We start from the raw sequence: 16,415 nt of genomic DNA, 5'->3' as shown, positions 1-16,415 counted from the left end.
GGAATATGAATTTACCCCTCATTCAAGGCTTATGCAGCCTGATGAAATAGAATCGCTGGCAAAGATTTTTGTGCAAAATGGCGTAAATAAAATCCGTTTAACGGGAGGTGAACCCTTGGTCAGAAAAGATGCAGCAGACATTATTTTAAGGCTTTCAAAACTACCCGTTTCATTAACTCTTACAACCAATGCAACCCGCCTTCATGATTTTGCAGATGTTCTTCAGGAAGCAAAAGTGAGTTCATTGAATATTAGTCTCGATACGCTTGATCCCGATAAATTTAAGATCATTACCCGCCGTGATGGGTTTCAAAAAGTGATGGATAATATCCATTTAATGATTCAAAGAAATCTGCATGTAAAGGTAAATGTGGTGGTAATGAAGGGAATAAATGATCATGAAATCACTGATTTTGTTGCATGGACTAAAGATTTACCGGTACATGTTCGCTTTATTGAATTCATGCCTTTTGAAGGTAATCGCTGGAGCAGTAACCAGGTATTCACCATGGAACAAATGCTAGAAGTGATTGGGCGTAACTATACCCCTGCCCCACTGCAAAATGATTTCCATGATACCGCTAAAAAATATAGCATTGATGGACATAAAGGCACTTTTGCAATTATCAGCACCATGAGCTCCCCATTTTGTAGTGGATGTAACCGAATGCGCCTGACCGCCGATGGTAAAATGAAAAATTGCCTCTTTTCTCAAAAAGAAACTGACCTGCTCACTGCACTCAGAAATGGTGAAGATATTTTACCTCTTATTCAAGAAAGTATTGCTTCAAAGGCAAAAGAACTGGGCGGGCAATTCACTAAAGATTTTGAAAATATCCATACCGAAGATCTTCATAATAGAACGATGATCAGTATTGGGGGCTAGCGCTTGTATAACATTACTATAGACTTTGATATTACCTTTCCAATTGATTATACGCAATATTTTATCGAAATTCACCCGCAGTTAGTTTTAAATAAACTTGGATGGTCAACGAATTTATACCTGTTTCAGAAGCAAAAAAACTGATCACTGATACCATAATACCCCTGCTTCCTATCAAGGTATCCTTAAATGAAGCTGCAGGATTGGTTCTTGCGCAAGACATTTTTTCAATATCCGATGTTCCTCCATTTAATCAATCGTCGATGGATGGATATGCATTGAATTTTGAAGGCTGGCAAAAAAACACATCACTCTTAATTGATGGTACTGCTCAGGCTGGTTTGGCTGATAATATCCCACTAGAACCCCAAAATGCCCGCAGAATATTTACTGGAGCAGCTGTTCCTCCTGGAGCAGATACCGTAGTCATGCAGGAAAAGACCAGCGTGAACAAAACCAAATTGACCATAACAGACCAACATATTACAGCCGGGCTCCATGTCAGAATGAAAGGTTCTGAAGCAAAAGCTGGAGAACTAGCCCTCGAAAAAAATTGTCTTTTAACTCCTGCAGCAATCGGATTTATTGCCGGACTAGGTATCGATGAACTACTGGTATTTCCTCAGCCATCTGTCAGCATCATACTAACAGGAAATGAACTTCAACAACCGGGTGTACCCTTAGCGCACGGACAGGTCTATGAATCAAATTCATTCGCATTAAAAGCTGCATTAAATCAGACAGGTATCTCTAAAGTTAATATTTTATCGTCAGAAGATACTCTTGAAACACTAACTTCGGTTTTAAGTAATGCCCTGCAACAAAGTGATCTGGTATTGCTAACCGGCGGAGTAAGTGTTGGCGATTATGACTTTGTAATTAGAGCAGCAGAAGCTAATGGAATAGAACAAATATTTCATAAAATCAAACAAAAACCAGGAAAACCCATTTACTTTGGTAAAAAAGGAAAAAAGTATATTTTCGGCCTTCCAGGCAATCCAGGGTCAGTAATGAGTTGCTTTTATGAATATGTTTACCCTGCCATTGGATTATTAAACAACAGAAAAATAGACTTAAAACAGATACAAGCACCAATCAAATCAGCACAAAAAAAAGCTCCTGGCCTGACTCACTTTTTAAAGGGTTTTTATGACGGTTATATGGTTCATGACCTTAAAGCGCAGGAATCTTTCAGGCTAAGTTCATTTGCTAAAGCGAATTGCCTGATCAAACTAGAAGATGATCAAACAGAGATCAAAGAGGGCCAAGTGGTTGAAATCCATATGCTACCATCAATTCAATAAAATGGAAAGTATCTATATCTTTTATTTGCTCTTATTTATCGTCGCCTTTCTATATTCCTCTGTAGGGCATGGAGGGGCTAGCGGTTATCTTGCTCTAATGGCTATTTATGCCTTTTCGCCAGAAGTCATGAAGCCAACGGCACTAATGCTAAACCTATTTGTTTCACTTACTTCATTTATTCAATTTTACCGGGGCAAGCACTTTAAATGGAATATATTCTTGCCGCTGGCACTTGCTTCTATTCCGATGGCATTTATTGGTGGGCTCATTACCATGGATGCAGATTTGTATAAAAAAATAGTAGGTCTGCTTCTGGCTATCCCAGTGATACGCTTTCTGTTTTTTAAAAATAGTACTACAGAAGAGCTAAAGAAAAATTCGATAGGGCTATCTATTGGTATTGGATCTGTTATTGGACTTCTCTCCGGATTAATTGGCATCGGTGGTGGGATTATACTTTCTCCTGTTTTGCTATTGCTTAAATGGACAGATCAGAAACAAACCGCCGCAATAAGTGCATTATTTATCTTCGTAAATTCGTTTTCTGGTCTGTCTGGCCACTTGACTAAAGGCTTAAATTTCAGTCCAGATATGATCAGCTATGTAGTTATAGCGTTTGCAGGAGGCCTTTTTGGCGCTTATTTCGGTTCATTGAAGTTCAATCAAAACATAGTAAAGAATACGCTGGCAATAGTACTCCTGGTAGCAGGAATAAAACTGATATTTACATAATTAAACAGGTTCATATGCAGGTGCACATTATGTTTTTTGGACAATTAACGGATATCACCGGAACTCCGAACCTAATACTTCACGATATTCCTGATACCAAAACCCTACAGGAAACGTTAAATGAATTGTATCCCGCACTGGCCCATACAAAATATGCGATTGCAATGAATAATAAAACCATCCAGGGCAATTCAATTCTTAGCGGCGATACTACCATTGCATTATTGCCACCTTTTTCAGGAGGATAAAATGAGCAAGCTAACAGAGAACGAAAGATATCAGCGCCAAATCTCCCTAAAAGAACTGGGCGAAAACGGTCAGCAAAAATTGAAAAATTCAAAAGTACTGGTTGTTGGGGCCGGAGGGTTGGGCTGCCCGGCTTTACTTTACCTGGCAGGTGCTGGTATTGGACGCATCGGAATTGTAGATTTTGATCTGGTTTCGCTCAGCAATCTACACCGTCAGGTTCTGTTTTCTGTTCATGACATCGGTTTTTCAAAATCATTGAGAGCAGCCGATATTCTGGGGCAGATGAATCCGGATATTGAGATTGAAGTATTTAATCAGAAACTCGACAATTCTAATGCACTAGAAATAATTGCAGGTTTTGATATCATCCTAGATGGCACTGACAATTTTGCCAGCAGATATTTGATCAATGACGCCTGCGTATTATTGAATAAAACTCTAGTTTATGGTGCTATTTCGCGTTTTGAAGGGCAGCTAGCCGTATTTAACAAAGCTTCTACAAGTGCTAAAATCCCGGCCAATTATCGCGACCTGTTCCCCTTACCACCCGCAGATAATGAAGTTTTAAATTGTGAAGAAGCAGGCGTGATTGGAGTACTTCCAGGAATTATAGGAACCATGATGGCCAATGAAACCATTAAACTGATCACTGGCATAGGATATCCGCTACTTAACCGCTTACTCACTTATAATTCGCTGAATAATCAGTTTTTTGAGATGGAGTTATTGGTCATGCCCGAAACAGCAAAAATGATCCCTAAAAATGCCGATTCATTCAAAGCATTTAACTACAACTGGTTTTGTCATATAAATTCACATTTCGAACTCAAGCATGAAGATTTTGAACGTATCCTGAATGAACAGGATATTCAGATTGTAGATGTGAGAGAACAAGGCGAGGAATTGTTAATTGACGATTTTAAACATATTCATATTCCTTTGAGCCAACTTAAAGAACAAATTCCTGATATTGATGCGCAAACCATTGTGCTTTTTTGCCAGTCGGGAAAACGAAGTGCAAGTGCAGCTGAGATCTTAAGTAAACATTATGGTCAATCAAGGAAAATATTTAGTTTAAAAGATGGAATTGCCGGTTGGCAAAAAAATAAATAGTATCGGTATGTCAGAAAGAAAACCAAAAAACATTTTCCAGCAGGGTGCAATTCCTGCTACATTTATTTCAGAAAGCATTCAAAAGCATAGCTCCCAAACTGCCATTGGTGGCCATAGCATATTTCTAGGACAGGTAAGGGCTGATGAAACAGAAAATGGAAAGGTAAAAGCCATTGATTTTACTGCCTTTGAGGATATGGCACATGAAAAAATGCACCTGATCCGCGAAAATATTTTCGCTAAATATCCGCTCACCTGCATGCATGTTCATCATAGCCTTGGCCAGGTGCAATCGGGCGAAATCTGCCTCTTTGTATTTACCTCATCTGCTCACCGAAAAGCTGCAATGGATGCCTGCCAAGAGACAGTAGAAAGACTAAAAGCTGAATTACCAATTTGGGGAAAAGAGATCATGGAAAATGATGAGCATCAATGGAAAGTGAATAAATGATGGGTTGTCTGTTGTCTGTTGTCTGTTGTCTGGCTAACGTACCCAATCTGATAACCGATAACTGATAACCGATAACTAAAGACCTACCTTTACACGAACGGATTAATCCGAAAAGACATAATTAAACTTAAATGAATGAACATGGAAATAACTAAAGATCTGAGGCTTGCAGTACTTATTGATGCCGATAATGTACCTTATGCCAATGTCAGGCCCATGTTTCAGGAAATAGCTAAATATGGTACTCCTACGTTTAAACGCATTTATGCCGACTGGACAAAACCAACAGTTTCTGGTTGGAAAAAGGTACTTCTTGAAAATGCGATTACCCCCATTCAGCAGTATAGTTATTCAACCGGAAAAAATGCAAGCGATAGCGCCATGATTATCGATGCCATGGATATTTTATATTCTGGCAAAGTAGATGGTTTTTGTATTGTATCTAGTGATAGTGATTTTACTAGACTTGCTACCCGTTTAAGAGAAGCCGGAATGATGGTAATTGGAATTGGTGAAAAGAAAACTTTAATTCCCTTCATCACAGCATGTGATAAATTCATTTATATCGAGATTCTGAATGCTGATGAAACGGAATCCACAACTGATGGATCACATCCTATAAAAAAGTCGAAGAAAACAATCAAAAAAAATACTGCTCCTTTAAATAATATAGACAAGGAATTGATCAAACTGATCAGCGATAGCATTTCTGATTTAGAGGATGAAAATGGCTGGGCGTACCTTGGAAACCTAGGTAATCTTCTGCTCAAAAAGAAACCTGATTTTGATTCCAGAAATTACAATTACCCTAAGCTTCATCCACTGATCAAGAGTCTGAATAAGTTTGAATTCGATGAACGGGTTTCAGGGAAAGGGAACATAAAGCACGTTTATATCAAAATAAAAGGGAATTAGTACTTAGTAAATTCAATCATTTTTATTTGCCAAGCATCGATTATTCTGAGTGCTATATTTTTCACCGACATTTTTCCGACATTCACCGAGAAGAGTAGTAAGCTTGCCTAGTATCTATTTACTAAATCACAACAAGACAATACATTAGTTTTTAATATTTATGCCATGGAAAATTCTGGAAGCTCAAATCAAAAATCAGGAAAAACCTTAGTGGGTTTAATTCTGCTTGGATTAGGATTCATACTTCTATTTAGAACCTTAGATCTATTTTTCATACCATCTTGGATATTTAGCTGGCCTGTATTCCTAATCGTGATCGGAATATTCATAGGTAAGCGCCAAGGTTTTAATAGGCCCTCTGCTTTTATGCCCATCGTTATAGGTGTTATATTTTTAATTAATAAAATATTGCCAGACGAGCACTTGGGTAGATTCTTTTGGCCATTGCTAATCATCGGATTCGGAGCATGGATGATCTCGGGTCGAAAAGAGAAAACTCCATTTGAGTTCTTTGAATGGGATAAAGAAAAAAATGGGGGATTCAATACTAATTCTGATTCAAACGAAGCTCAAACAGCTTTTGAAACAGCCAACTTTTTGGGCGACAGGATTAACTCGGTATCAATTTTTGGAGGAATAAAGAAAAATATTGTTTCGAAGAACTTTCAGGGAGGCGATATCGTGAACTTTTTTGGAGGCTCGGAAATCAATCTGATGCAGGCCGATATCAAAGGGAGGGTTAAAATTGAAGTAGTGCAGGTTTTTGGTGGTACTAAGATCATCGTGCCAGCAAACTGGATTGTTCAATCTGAAATGTTAGCCATATTTGGAGGAATCGAAGACAAACGCCCACCTCAATTAAACACAATACCTGATAAGATCTTGATCATTGAAGGTACCTCTATCTTTGGCGGAATAGATATTAAAAGTTTCTAAGTTAAATCCCAAAACAGGATATAAAAATGAAACTACTAATCAATACACAGTGTTAACAGGACAGGCTAATACAGAACAAGCTGCTGATTCGGTTTTATCGAAAAGCAAGCTGACATTGATTGTTGCACAATGCATTGTTGCATGCATCCTATCACAGTCGGCTATATTGCTTTGGTTTGGCTTCAGCGTGCAAACTTCCATAATCGATAGTACAATTAGTATCTGTTTATTAGGAATTGCCTGCTACCTAATTGCCAATAATCTTCAGTATTACAGGCCTGAAAAGAACGGCTACCTCCTGATGTTATTGTATTGTTCTATTCTTGCTTCTTTATGGCTCTTAGTCAATAACTATACCCTTGACAAATTGATTTTAAATGATCCGCATTATTCGGAGTTCTTATACAATTCATTACCCATCCGGTTTTTTATTGGTTTACTTATGATTGGTTTAATGGCCATGATTAGCGTGGTTTGGTATACCCAGCTAGATCAAAAAGAAACCGAGAAAAGGAAACTAGAAGCTGAAACCCTTGCCAGAGATGCCGAACTTTATAACCTCAGACAGCAGCTCCAACCACATTTTTTATTCAATAGTCTAAATTCAATCACTGCATTGATAGGCAGCAGACCTGAAGAAGCCCGAAAAATGATCCATCAATTATCTGATTTTCTTCGTGGAACTCTAAAAAAAGAAGATCAGCAACCGGTATCACTTATTGATGAACTAGAACATCTGCAATTATACCTGGATATAGAAAAAGTAAGATTTGGTCATCGTTTATCTACTGAGATCTCATACAATGAGGCTTGCAAAACAAAGAAATTACCTCCTATGCTTCTGCAGCCAATTGTTGAGAATGCCATTAAATTTGGCCTTTACGATACAACTGGAGTGGTTACGATCAGTATTTTTGGAGAATATGATGATAATGAACTTCATATCACTGTTCAGAACCCTTATGATCCGGATACTGCAAGGCCCAAACATGGAACCGGATTCGGACTAAGTGGGGTAAAACGAAGATTACACTTATTATTTGGCAGAACCGACCTATTGGAAACAACGTCTTATGGCCATATATTTACAACTAAAGTAAAGATTCCTCAGCTATAAATATGAGAGTAATTTTAATTGATGATGAGCCATTAGCTCGATCTGTAGTACTAGAATATTTGCATCAATGGCCAGAAATTGAGGTTATTCAGGAATGCAATGATGGATTTGAAGGCGTAAAGGCTATTGCTCAACACAGCCCGGATCTGATATTTCTGGATATTCAGATGCCTAAGATCAATGGCTTTGAAATGCTCGAACTTATTGAACAGCCACCATCCGTAATATTCACAACCGCATTTGATGAATATGCCATTAAGGCGTTTGAGGAGCATGCAGTAGATTACCTGCTGAAACCTTTTACCAAGGAGCGATTTGATAAGGCGGTGCAAAAATGGATGGATCAGCAACACCGGTCAGAACCAAAGCAAAACACAAAAAAATTTATTGAAAATCTACAAAGCTCAAGCCCTAAAAATGATCGCGTAGTAGTGAAAACAGGTAACAAAATCAAGATCATACCAGTTGCCGATATTCTTTTTCTTGCAGCAGATGATGATTACGTAAAAATCTATACATCCGAAGGCTCATTCCTAAAAAATAAAACCATGGCCTATTTCGAAAAGCTATTGGGTGAAGATAATTTTGTCAGAGTGCACCGTTCCTATATTGTACGGATCAATGAGATCACAAGAATTGACCCCTATGAAAAAGATTCACATCTGGCAATTCTAAAGTCAGGCGAAAAAATTCCGGTAAGTAAAACAGGATACCCAAGGTTAAGACAGGTATTGGGATTGTGAAGAAAATATTCTGTTATCAGTTGTCAGTTATCAGTTGTCTGAGGTAGGAAGTATGAGGTAGGAGGTAGGAAGTATGAAGAATGAAGCAGAATCTATCTCAATACGCAATACTCTATACTCAATACTCAAAAAGGGGTTATCAGTTTTCTGTTATCAGTTATCTGAGGTAGGAGGTAGGAGGTAGGAAGTATGAGGTATGAGGTATGAAGTATGAAAAATTAGTAAATCTCAAATTAGCACTAAACAGTCTTTGTTCTTGGTTCCTGGTTCTTGGTTCCATTGTCAGTTGTCTGTTATCTGTTGTCTGAGGTATGAAGCATGAGGAATGAGGAATGAGGTAAGAAGTGAAGCAGAATCTATCTCAATACGCTATACTCAATACTCAATACTCAATACATCAGCTAAGAAATTAAGATACTAGGCAGTATTATAGAACGATTGTTCATATATTGTTATGAAATTTGTGATTTCATTTCCTTAAAACACCCAAAATAATATCTTTGCTAAAATTAGAATCCATTGAAAAAACGTATCGCCATTTTTGCTTCCGGTTCCGGATCTAATGCCCAGAAGATCATGGAATATTTTAAGAAACACCAGGATGCAGAGATCGCTATTGTTTTGACCAATAATTCTGAAGCTTACGTGCTGCAACGTGCAGATAATTTTGAAATTCCATCTCACATTTTCGATAAGCATGAATTCTATAAAACGGATGATATCGTCAAACTTTTAAAAAATCTGCAGATTAACCTTGTTGTATTGGCAGGTTTTTTATGGCTTATTCCTGATAATCTATTAAAAGCATTTCCAAATAAGATCATCAATATCCACCCTGCTCTACTGCCTAAATATGGAGGTAAAGGCATGTATGGTGATAAAGTACATCAGGCAATATTAGACGCCGGCGAAGAAGAATCTGGAATTACTATTCATTACATCAATGAACATTTTGATGAGGGTGAGCCTATCCATCAATCACGTTTTAAAATTGAACAAGGCGATGATATTGAAATGATCAAATTCAAAGGTCAGCAGCTTGAGCATCTGCATTATCCGAAGGTGGTTGAGCAATTACTGAAAAAGATGAAGATTTAAAAGTTATAAGTAATAAGTTATAAGTAATAAGTTGTAAGTAATAAGTTATAAGTTGTAAGTGTAAAGCTGAAAGATCAAATACCCTGCTAATTTCTAATCCTTTCTGCCTTTTTTAATAATTTTCCAATTTTTTTGATTGCTTCAAGCATTATTCCTTAATCTTTTACTTTTTTGCTTTAAGCTTTAAGCTTTATGCTTTTGCCTTTTAGCTTTATGCTTTTAGCTAATTTTTTAACACCAAACCGATCAAAAAAACTATCTTTGCGGCTTAAAACCTTATCCTCAATGAGCCATTCTGTTAAGATCAAAAATGCCTTAATTTCTGTCTACTACAAAGATAATTTAGCACCGCTAATTCAACAACTGCATGAGCAGGGTGTTGTTTTTTATTCTACCGGTGGTACTGAAAAATTTATTCGTGAACTCGGCATTGATGTTATAGCAGTTGAAGACCTGACAGGTTATCCATCCATACTTGGCGGAAGGGTAAAAACGCTCCATCCAAAAGTATTTGGTGGAATCTTAAACCGCAGAGTGAATAAAGAAGATCAGGTACAGATCGCAGAATACGAAATACCTGAGATCGACCTTGTGATTGTAGATCTATACCCTTTTGAAGAAACGGTAAACTCTGGTGCAAGCCAAGAAGACATCATCGAAAAGATAGATATTGGTGGTATCTCTTTAATACGAGCTGCAGCAAAGAACTTTAATGACGTAGTAATCATAGCCTCAAAAGATGATTATAAAACATTGAGTAATATTCTTTCTGAAAATGATGGCTATACCCATTTAAATCATCGTAAATCATTTGCGCGCCAAGCATTTAACATTTCATCTCATTACGATACAGCGATATTTAATTATTTCAATCAGGAAGATCCGTTAACTGTATTTAAATACAGTGAGCAAAAAGTAAGCACCCTGCGTTATGGAGAAAATCCACACCAGAAAGGCGTTTTTTACGGCAATTTAGATGCGATGTTTGAAAAACTAAACGGCAAAGAACTATCCTACAATAATCTTGTGGATGTGGATGCAGCTGTAGCGTTGATCGATGAATTTGAAGCTCCAACATTTGCCATCTTAAAGCATACCAATGCTTGTGGTGTAGCTTCAAGCGATTCTATTCTGAATGCATGGAAAACTGCATTAGCCTGTGATCCGGTTTCGGCCTTTGGAGGTGTATTAATCTGCAATCGTGAAATTGATGAAAAAACCGCAGAGGAAATAAATAATCTATTTTTTGAAGTCTTAATCGCTCCATCATTTGACCAGGGCGCAAAACAATTATTATCAGGTAAAAAGAATCGTATCCTATTAAAAAGAAATAAAGTAAAACTTCCTGCAAAGCAATTCAAAACATTATTGAACGGCGTAATTGAACAGGATAAAGATCTTTTAATGGAAACTGCAGATCAGATGATTGCTGTTACGAATTGCAAGCCTACACCAGAGCAATTAAATGACTTGGTTTTTGCGAACAAAATAGTGAAACACACCAAATCAAATACTATTGTACTTGCAAAAGATGGCCGTTTAATTTCAAGTGGTGTAGGACAAACTTCAAGGGTTGATGCTTTGCAACAGGCAATCGTCAAAGCAAAAGCATTTAATTTCAGTATTGAAGGAAGTGTAATGGCATCCGATGCCTTCTTTCCATTCCCGGATTGCGTTGAAATTGCAGCTGAGGCAGGTGTAGTAATGATTTTACAGCCCGGAGGATCTATAAAAGATCAGGAATCAATTGATATGGCAAATGACAAGGGCGTTGGAATGGTTACTACTGGAATCAGACACTTTAAACATTAATAAATAATGATTATTTTGAGAATGAACTGTCATCATCATAATAATCATTCACAAAAAGAGCTTATCTTAGCATAATTTTTACCACTTTAACACTTAAGAATGGGATTATTTAATTGGTTTACACAAGAGATTGCCATTGACCTTGGCACCGCAAATACGCTGATCATACATAATGATAAAGTTGTAGTTGATGAACCTTCAATTGTAGCTTTTGATCGAACCACCAATAAAGTTATTGCAATAGGCAAGCAAGCCATGCAAATGGAAGGAAAAACGCATGATAATATCCGGACAGTAAGACCACTTAAAGATGGTGTTATCGCAGATTTCAATGCAGCTGAATACATGATTCGCGGAATGATCAAAATGATCAATAATGGTAAAGGATGGTTTTTCCCTTCTTTACGTATGGTAATCTGCATCCCATCTGGTATTACAGAAGTTGAAAAACGTGCGGTTCGAGATTCTGCCGAGATTGCAGGAGCCAAAGAAGTTTACCTAATCCATGAGCCCATGGCTGCAGCCGTAGGTATCGGAATAGATGTAGAAGAACCAATGGGAAATATGATCATTGATATTGGTGGTGGTACCACAGAGATAGCAGTTATTGCCCTTTCTGGAATTGTATGTGATCAATCTATCCGTGTGGCAGGAGATAATTTTGATAGTGATATCGTTCAATATATCCGCAGGCAACATAATATTATGATTGGTGATCGTACCGCAGAAAAGATTAAAATTGAAGTTGGTGCAGCATTGCCTGAACTTTCAGATCCACCCGCAGATTTTGCTGTGCAAGGCCGCGACTTAATGACTGGAGTTCCTAAGCAAATTACCGTTTCTTATACTGAAATAGCACATTGCCTGGATAAATCGATTTCTAAGATTGAAGAAGCAATATTAAAAGCGCTAGAGATTACCCCTCCTGAACTTTCAGCCGATATCTATCAAACAGGAATTTATTTAACCGGTGGAGGAGCCTTATTGCGAGGGCTTGATAAAAGAATATCTTCAAAAACAAAGTTACCCGTTCATGTTGCCGAAGATCCATTACGTGCCGTAGTACGTGGAACAGGAATAGCATTGAAGAATATTGGAAATTTTAAATTTTTATTGCAATAGGTAATAAGTTGTAGGTTATAAGTAATAAGTTGTAGGTAGTAACTGATAACTGAAATAAAGAACAAAGACTGTGCAGTGCTAATTTGAGATTTACTACTTTTTCAGACTTCAGACTTCATACCTCAGACTTCATACCTCAGACAACAGAAGAAAGTCAAAAGCGGAAAGGTGAAAGCTAAAAGCAGAGAAGAGCAATGATTTGAAATGATTAGTTGAAGACAATTCTAACCAACTAACCAACTACAGATAACTGATAACAGACAACTGATAACAGATAACTGACAACAGACAACTGATAACTGACAACAGATAACTGACAACAGATAACTGATAACCGATAACTCGTTAATAACCCATGCGTAACCTCTGGCTTTTCATCGGTAAATACAACGCATTTTTTCTATTGATTATATTTTTTACTATTTCCTTGATTCTTCTGGTTAAGAATAATTCCTTCCAGCGTGCACGTGTATGGAATTCATCTAACCAACTAGTAGGTCAATCTTATGAACAGGTAAACGAACTAAGCAGTTACCTAAAACTCGACAAAATCAATGACAGTCTAGCTGCAGAAAATGCCAAACTCAGAAACCAGTTGGCTACATCCTTTAGTAGCGATAGCATTAAACAGGTAGCAGTTCGTGATACTACCCTCAAACAGCAATATACTTATATTGTTGCTAGAGTAATCAACAACTCCGTGCATCAAAAGAATAATTATCTGACCATCAACCGTGGTTCAAGACATGGTATAAGCAAAGGGATGGGTGTTACTTCCGCTAAAGGAATTGTAGGGATTGTATTCAATGTAAATGAAGACTTTTCTACCATTCGCTCCTTACTTCATTCTGAAACAAAAGTAAGTGCAAATGTGAATGGCAGTATCGGCTCATTAGTTTGGGGAGAAGGAAATTATGACGCCAGATTTGCCTATTTAAAAGATATTCAAAGTCACCTCAGTATAAAAAAAGGAAATAGAGTGGTTACATCCGAATTTTCTATGTTTCCAGAGGGAACTGCTATTGGTTATGTGACTGCAACCAGGACCAGCCAAGGCGACAACTCACTTGATATTAAAATAAAATTGAATACAGATTTTGCGACCTTAGAATATGTTTATGTAATAAACAATATTTTATCCGCACAGCAATTGTCTTTAGAAGCTCAAAATAAAATTGAATAATGGGACGAGTAGTTATAAGCAATAGTATCCGTTTTCTTTTACTGGTGGCCACACAGGTATTCCTACTTAAAAATATTGGCTATTACAACCTCAGCGTACCCTATCTGTACATACTTTTTATTCTAGTTCTTCCATTTGGAATATCCAATTCACTACTCTTCTTACTTGCTTTTTTCACCGGATTAACTATTGATTTTTACTATGATTCTCTGGGGCTAAATGCAGCTGCCTGCACAATAATGGCATTCGTAAGGATCATATTCATTAACTTAACTGTTCAAAGAGATGGGTTTGACAATGAACCTGAACCGAGGCTTGGCATCATGGGCTTTCAATGGTTTATTTTTTATGCCTTTATTTTAACTTTCTCTCATCATTTTATTCTGTTCACTTTCGAAAATTTTAAATTTTCAGAATTTGGATACACCTTACTTCGTATACTATTGAGTACGCTGTTCACCGTTTCTCTGATACTGATCACAGAATTTGCCTTTTTCCAAAAAAAAGCACGGTAATATCATTAATTTACCCCCAGATATTTATTGAACTTGCTCAACAAATAAAGATTCGAACCCTAACCATCATCAGAATTATAAAATTGATTATCGAGTCAGAAAAATATCGGTCTTCAACACAATACTTTATTACTTTTGTGTTTGATAAAATGATCTTGCTGAAAATGCTTTCACATATCATTAAGCCAATGAACAATACTAATGAGTACAGCAGATATAATACATAATTTCATAAAGGCTAATGAATAGTTTTTTTGCAAGAAAGTTTGTAATTCAGGGAATATTCATCGCCTTAACAGCGGTTCTGATTATCCGCTTGTTTTATATTCAGGTAATTAGTGATGAATATATTCTTTCTGCAGAGAATAATGTAATCAGGCGCCTACCCATATACCCTGCGCGAGGTGTCATTTTAGACCGATATGAAAAAATCCTGGTACAAAATGAGCCTGTTTACGACCTAATGATTATCCCCCGTGAGGTAAAGGCATTCGATACACTTGAATTCTGTAAACTGATCGGAATTGATATCACTGGCTTTCAAAAACGTTTTAAAAAAGCTCGGAACTACTCCCCGTACAAGGCATCTATATTTGAAAAACAATTGTCTGTTCAGATATATGGCTCTTTTCAAGAAAAACTAAGCAATTTTCCAGGTTTTTTTGTTCAGAACCGCACAGTTCGTCGGTATCCTGATAGTATTGCTGCCCATTTTCTTGGTTATATTGGTGAAGTAAATCAAAAAGTAATCGAAAAATCTAAGGGCTTTTACACTCAGGGTGATTATCATGGCATTACTGGAATTGAAAAATCATATGAGGAATTATTAAGAGGGCAACGTGGCGTTCAAAACCTCATGGTAGATGCACTGAACAGACCCAAAGGGAATTATGCGGATGGCAAATATGATACAGTAGCAGTATCGGGTGAGCACATGATCTCCTCACTCGATAAAGAACTTCAAAAATTTGGCGAACAGCTGATGCAAAATAAAATTGGCAGCATCGTGGCGATTGAACCTTCAACAGGAGAAATTCTATCATTTGTAAGCAGTCCGGCATATGATCCTAACTTGATGGTTGGAAGAAAGCGCGGAAACAATTATATGGCTCTATTAAATGATAAGTACAAGCCTATGTTTGTTCGGCCAATTCAGGCTGAATACCCACCGGGATCCATATTTAAAGTTGTAAATGCATTGGTTGCACAGCAGTTTAGACTGATTAATGAAAATACTTATTTCTTTTGCCCTGGAGGGTATCGATACGGCAGAAAAGGGTTTATGGGATGCACCCACGTACATGGCTCTATTAACCTTAAAAATTCTATTACTGAATCGTGCAATACCTATTATGGCTATGCATATAGCAGAATGATTGATTATGCAGGTATGCGTCCAGTTAATGGCTTTAAAAGATGGAGAAAAGCTGTTTCTGCATTTGGTATTGGAACTGCGCTTGGTATTGATCTTCCAGGAGAACGAAATGGTTTACTTCCTACAGATGAACTGTATACCAAACGATTTAAAAATGACCAATGGGGATCAGCCTATACTATATCTCTTTCAATCGGGCAAGGAGAACTGGGTATTACTCCATTACAAATGGCCAATGTAATGGCCATTGTAGCCAATCGTGGGTTCTTTTATAAACCACATCTAATCAAGGCCATTGGGAGCAAAAAAGTTATAAAAAAGGAATACCTACAAAAGAACAATGCAGGTATCGATTCAAAATATTTTAATGTAGTAATCGATGGAATGAGTGCTGTAGTAAATCAACCCAGTGGTACTGCCTGGTATTCTAAGATCGAAGACATAGAGATGTGTGGTAAGACTGGAACTGTACAAAATCCACATGGAAAAGATCATTCTGTATTTGTTGCTTTTGCACCTCGGAATAATCCAAAGATTGCTATAGCTGTAATTGTTGAAAATGCAGGATTCGGTGCAACTTGGTCGGCACCAATAGCCAGCTTAATGGTTGAAAAGTATATAAAAAAGAGCATCAGCAGGCCCCAGATTTATGTAGACCGTATAATGCAGGCTAATTTATTGCCAGGTGGTATACAGTTTTCTCCAGTATCTAAGAAGATTGCGAGCAATACTATTAGTTCAACTTCTAACACCAATGAAAAGCCAAACCGAGTAATTAGAACGAATGAATAATCAACGTAGCCTCTTTTTTAATGTAGATTGGTTTGTCATCTTAACCTACATTGGTTTATGCATGATTGGAT

General features: G+C 37.2%; 16 protein-coding genes. All 16 read left to right on the top strand.

Going from position 1 to position 16,415, the window contains the following annotated elements:
* The coding region (locus ACIQZ6_RS09025) for a GTP 3',8-cyclase MoaA (RefSeq protein ID WP_395810308.1) at positions 1-886 on the top strand (886 nt) is incomplete at its 5' end.
* Positions 887-987: 101 nt separating this feature from the next.
* Complete coding sequence (gene glp, locus ACIQZ6_RS09020; protein ID WP_395810306.1) at positions 988-2,190, top strand: gephyrin-like molybdotransferase Glp; 1,203 nt, start codon at positions 988-990, stop codon at positions 2,188-2,190.
* A gap of 1 nt (position 2,191) precedes the next feature.
* Positions 2,192-2,923 (top strand): sulfite exporter TauE/SafE family protein, encoded by a 732-nt coding sequence (locus ACIQZ6_RS09015; RefSeq protein ID WP_395810304.1) that lies wholly within the window; start codon positions 2,192-2,194, stop codon positions 2,921-2,923.
* A 14-nt stretch (positions 2,924-2,937) separates the two neighbouring features.
* Positions 2,938-3,171, top strand: a complete 234-nt coding sequence (locus ACIQZ6_RS09010; RefSeq protein WP_395810302.1) for a MoaD/ThiS family protein — start codon at positions 2,938-2,940, stop codon at positions 3,169-3,171.
* A gap of 1 nt (position 3,172) precedes the next feature.
* Positions 3,173-4,285: a molybdopterin-synthase adenylyltransferase MoeB gene (gene moeB, locus ACIQZ6_RS09005; protein ID WP_395810300.1), complete on the top strand. Its 1,113-nt coding sequence runs from the start codon at positions 3,173-3,175 to the stop codon at positions 4,283-4,285.
* A 7-nt stretch (positions 4,286-4,292) separates the two neighbouring features.
* On the top strand, positions 4,293-4,736 hold the full coding sequence (locus ACIQZ6_RS09000) for a molybdenum cofactor biosynthesis protein MoaE (protein ID WP_395810298.1): 444 nt from the start codon (positions 4,293-4,295) through the stop codon (positions 4,734-4,736).
* Between the two features lie 141 nt (positions 4,737-4,877).
* Positions 4,878-5,651 carry an NYN domain-containing protein gene (locus ACIQZ6_RS08995; protein ID WP_395810296.1) on the top strand — a complete coding sequence of 258 codons (774 nt, stop codon included), beginning with the start codon at positions 4,878-4,880 and terminating at the stop codon, positions 5,649-5,651.
* A 165-nt stretch (positions 5,652-5,816) separates the two neighbouring features.
* Entirely contained in the window at positions 5,817-6,587 is a 771-nt protein-coding gene (locus tag ACIQZ6_RS08990) for a LiaF transmembrane domain-containing protein (RefSeq protein ID WP_395810294.1), read from the top strand.
* Positions 6,588-6,636: 49 nt separating this feature from the next.
* A complete protein-coding gene (locus ACIQZ6_RS08985; RefSeq protein ID WP_395810292.1) occupies positions 6,637-7,704 on the top strand; it encodes a sensor histidine kinase in 1,068 nt (355 codons plus the stop codon).
* 2 nt (positions 7,705-7,706) lie between these two features.
* Positions 7,707-8,447, top strand: coding sequence for a LytR/AlgR family response regulator transcription factor (locus ACIQZ6_RS08980; protein ID WP_395810290.1), 741 nt, complete (start codon positions 7,707-7,709; stop codon positions 8,445-8,447).
* A gap of 519 nt (positions 8,448-8,966) precedes the next feature.
* On the top strand, positions 8,967-9,545 hold the full coding sequence (gene purN / locus ACIQZ6_RS08975; protein ID WP_395810288.1) for a phosphoribosylglycinamide formyltransferase: 579 nt from the start codon (positions 8,967-8,969) through the stop codon (positions 9,543-9,545).
* A 285-nt stretch (positions 9,546-9,830) separates the two neighbouring features.
* The gene (purH, locus tag ACIQZ6_RS08970; protein WP_395810286.1) at positions 9,831-11,357 is read left to right on the top strand and encodes a bifunctional phosphoribosylaminoimidazolecarboxamide formyltransferase/IMP cyclohydrolase; all 1,527 of its coding nucleotides are present in this window, start codon (positions 9,831-9,833) and stop codon (positions 11,355-11,357) included.
* Between the two features lie 99 nt (positions 11,358-11,456).
* The gene (locus tag ACIQZ6_RS08965) at positions 11,457-12,479 is read left to right on the top strand and encodes a rod shape-determining protein (protein WP_306552119.1); all 1,023 of its coding nucleotides are present in this window, start codon (positions 11,457-11,459) and stop codon (positions 12,477-12,479) included.
* Positions 12,480-12,834: 355 nt separating this feature from the next.
* Entirely contained in the window at positions 12,835-13,662 is an 828-nt protein-coding gene (mreC, locus tag ACIQZ6_RS08960; protein ID WP_395810284.1) for a rod shape-determining protein MreC, read from the top strand.
* Positions 13,662-14,177, top strand: coding sequence for a rod shape-determining protein MreD (locus ACIQZ6_RS08955; protein WP_395810282.1), 516 nt, complete (start codon positions 13,662-13,664; stop codon positions 14,175-14,177). The genes mreC and ACIQZ6_RS08955 overlap by 1 nt, the downstream gene beginning before the upstream one ends.
* Positions 14,178-14,418: 241 nt before the next feature.
* Entirely contained in the window at positions 14,419-16,344 is a 1,926-nt protein-coding gene (mrdA, locus tag ACIQZ6_RS08950) for a penicillin-binding protein 2 (RefSeq protein ID WP_395810280.1), read from the top strand.
* The last annotated feature ends 71 nt before the right edge of the window (positions 16,345-16,415 follow it).

This window comes from Daejeonella sp. (assembly GCF_044348475.1).
Classification (GTDB): domain Bacteria; phylum Bacteroidota; class Bacteroidia; order Sphingobacteriales; family Sphingobacteriaceae; genus Daejeonella.
Note: the sequence above shows the minus strand (reverse complement) of the source record. Positions and strands in the feature narration are given on the sequence as shown.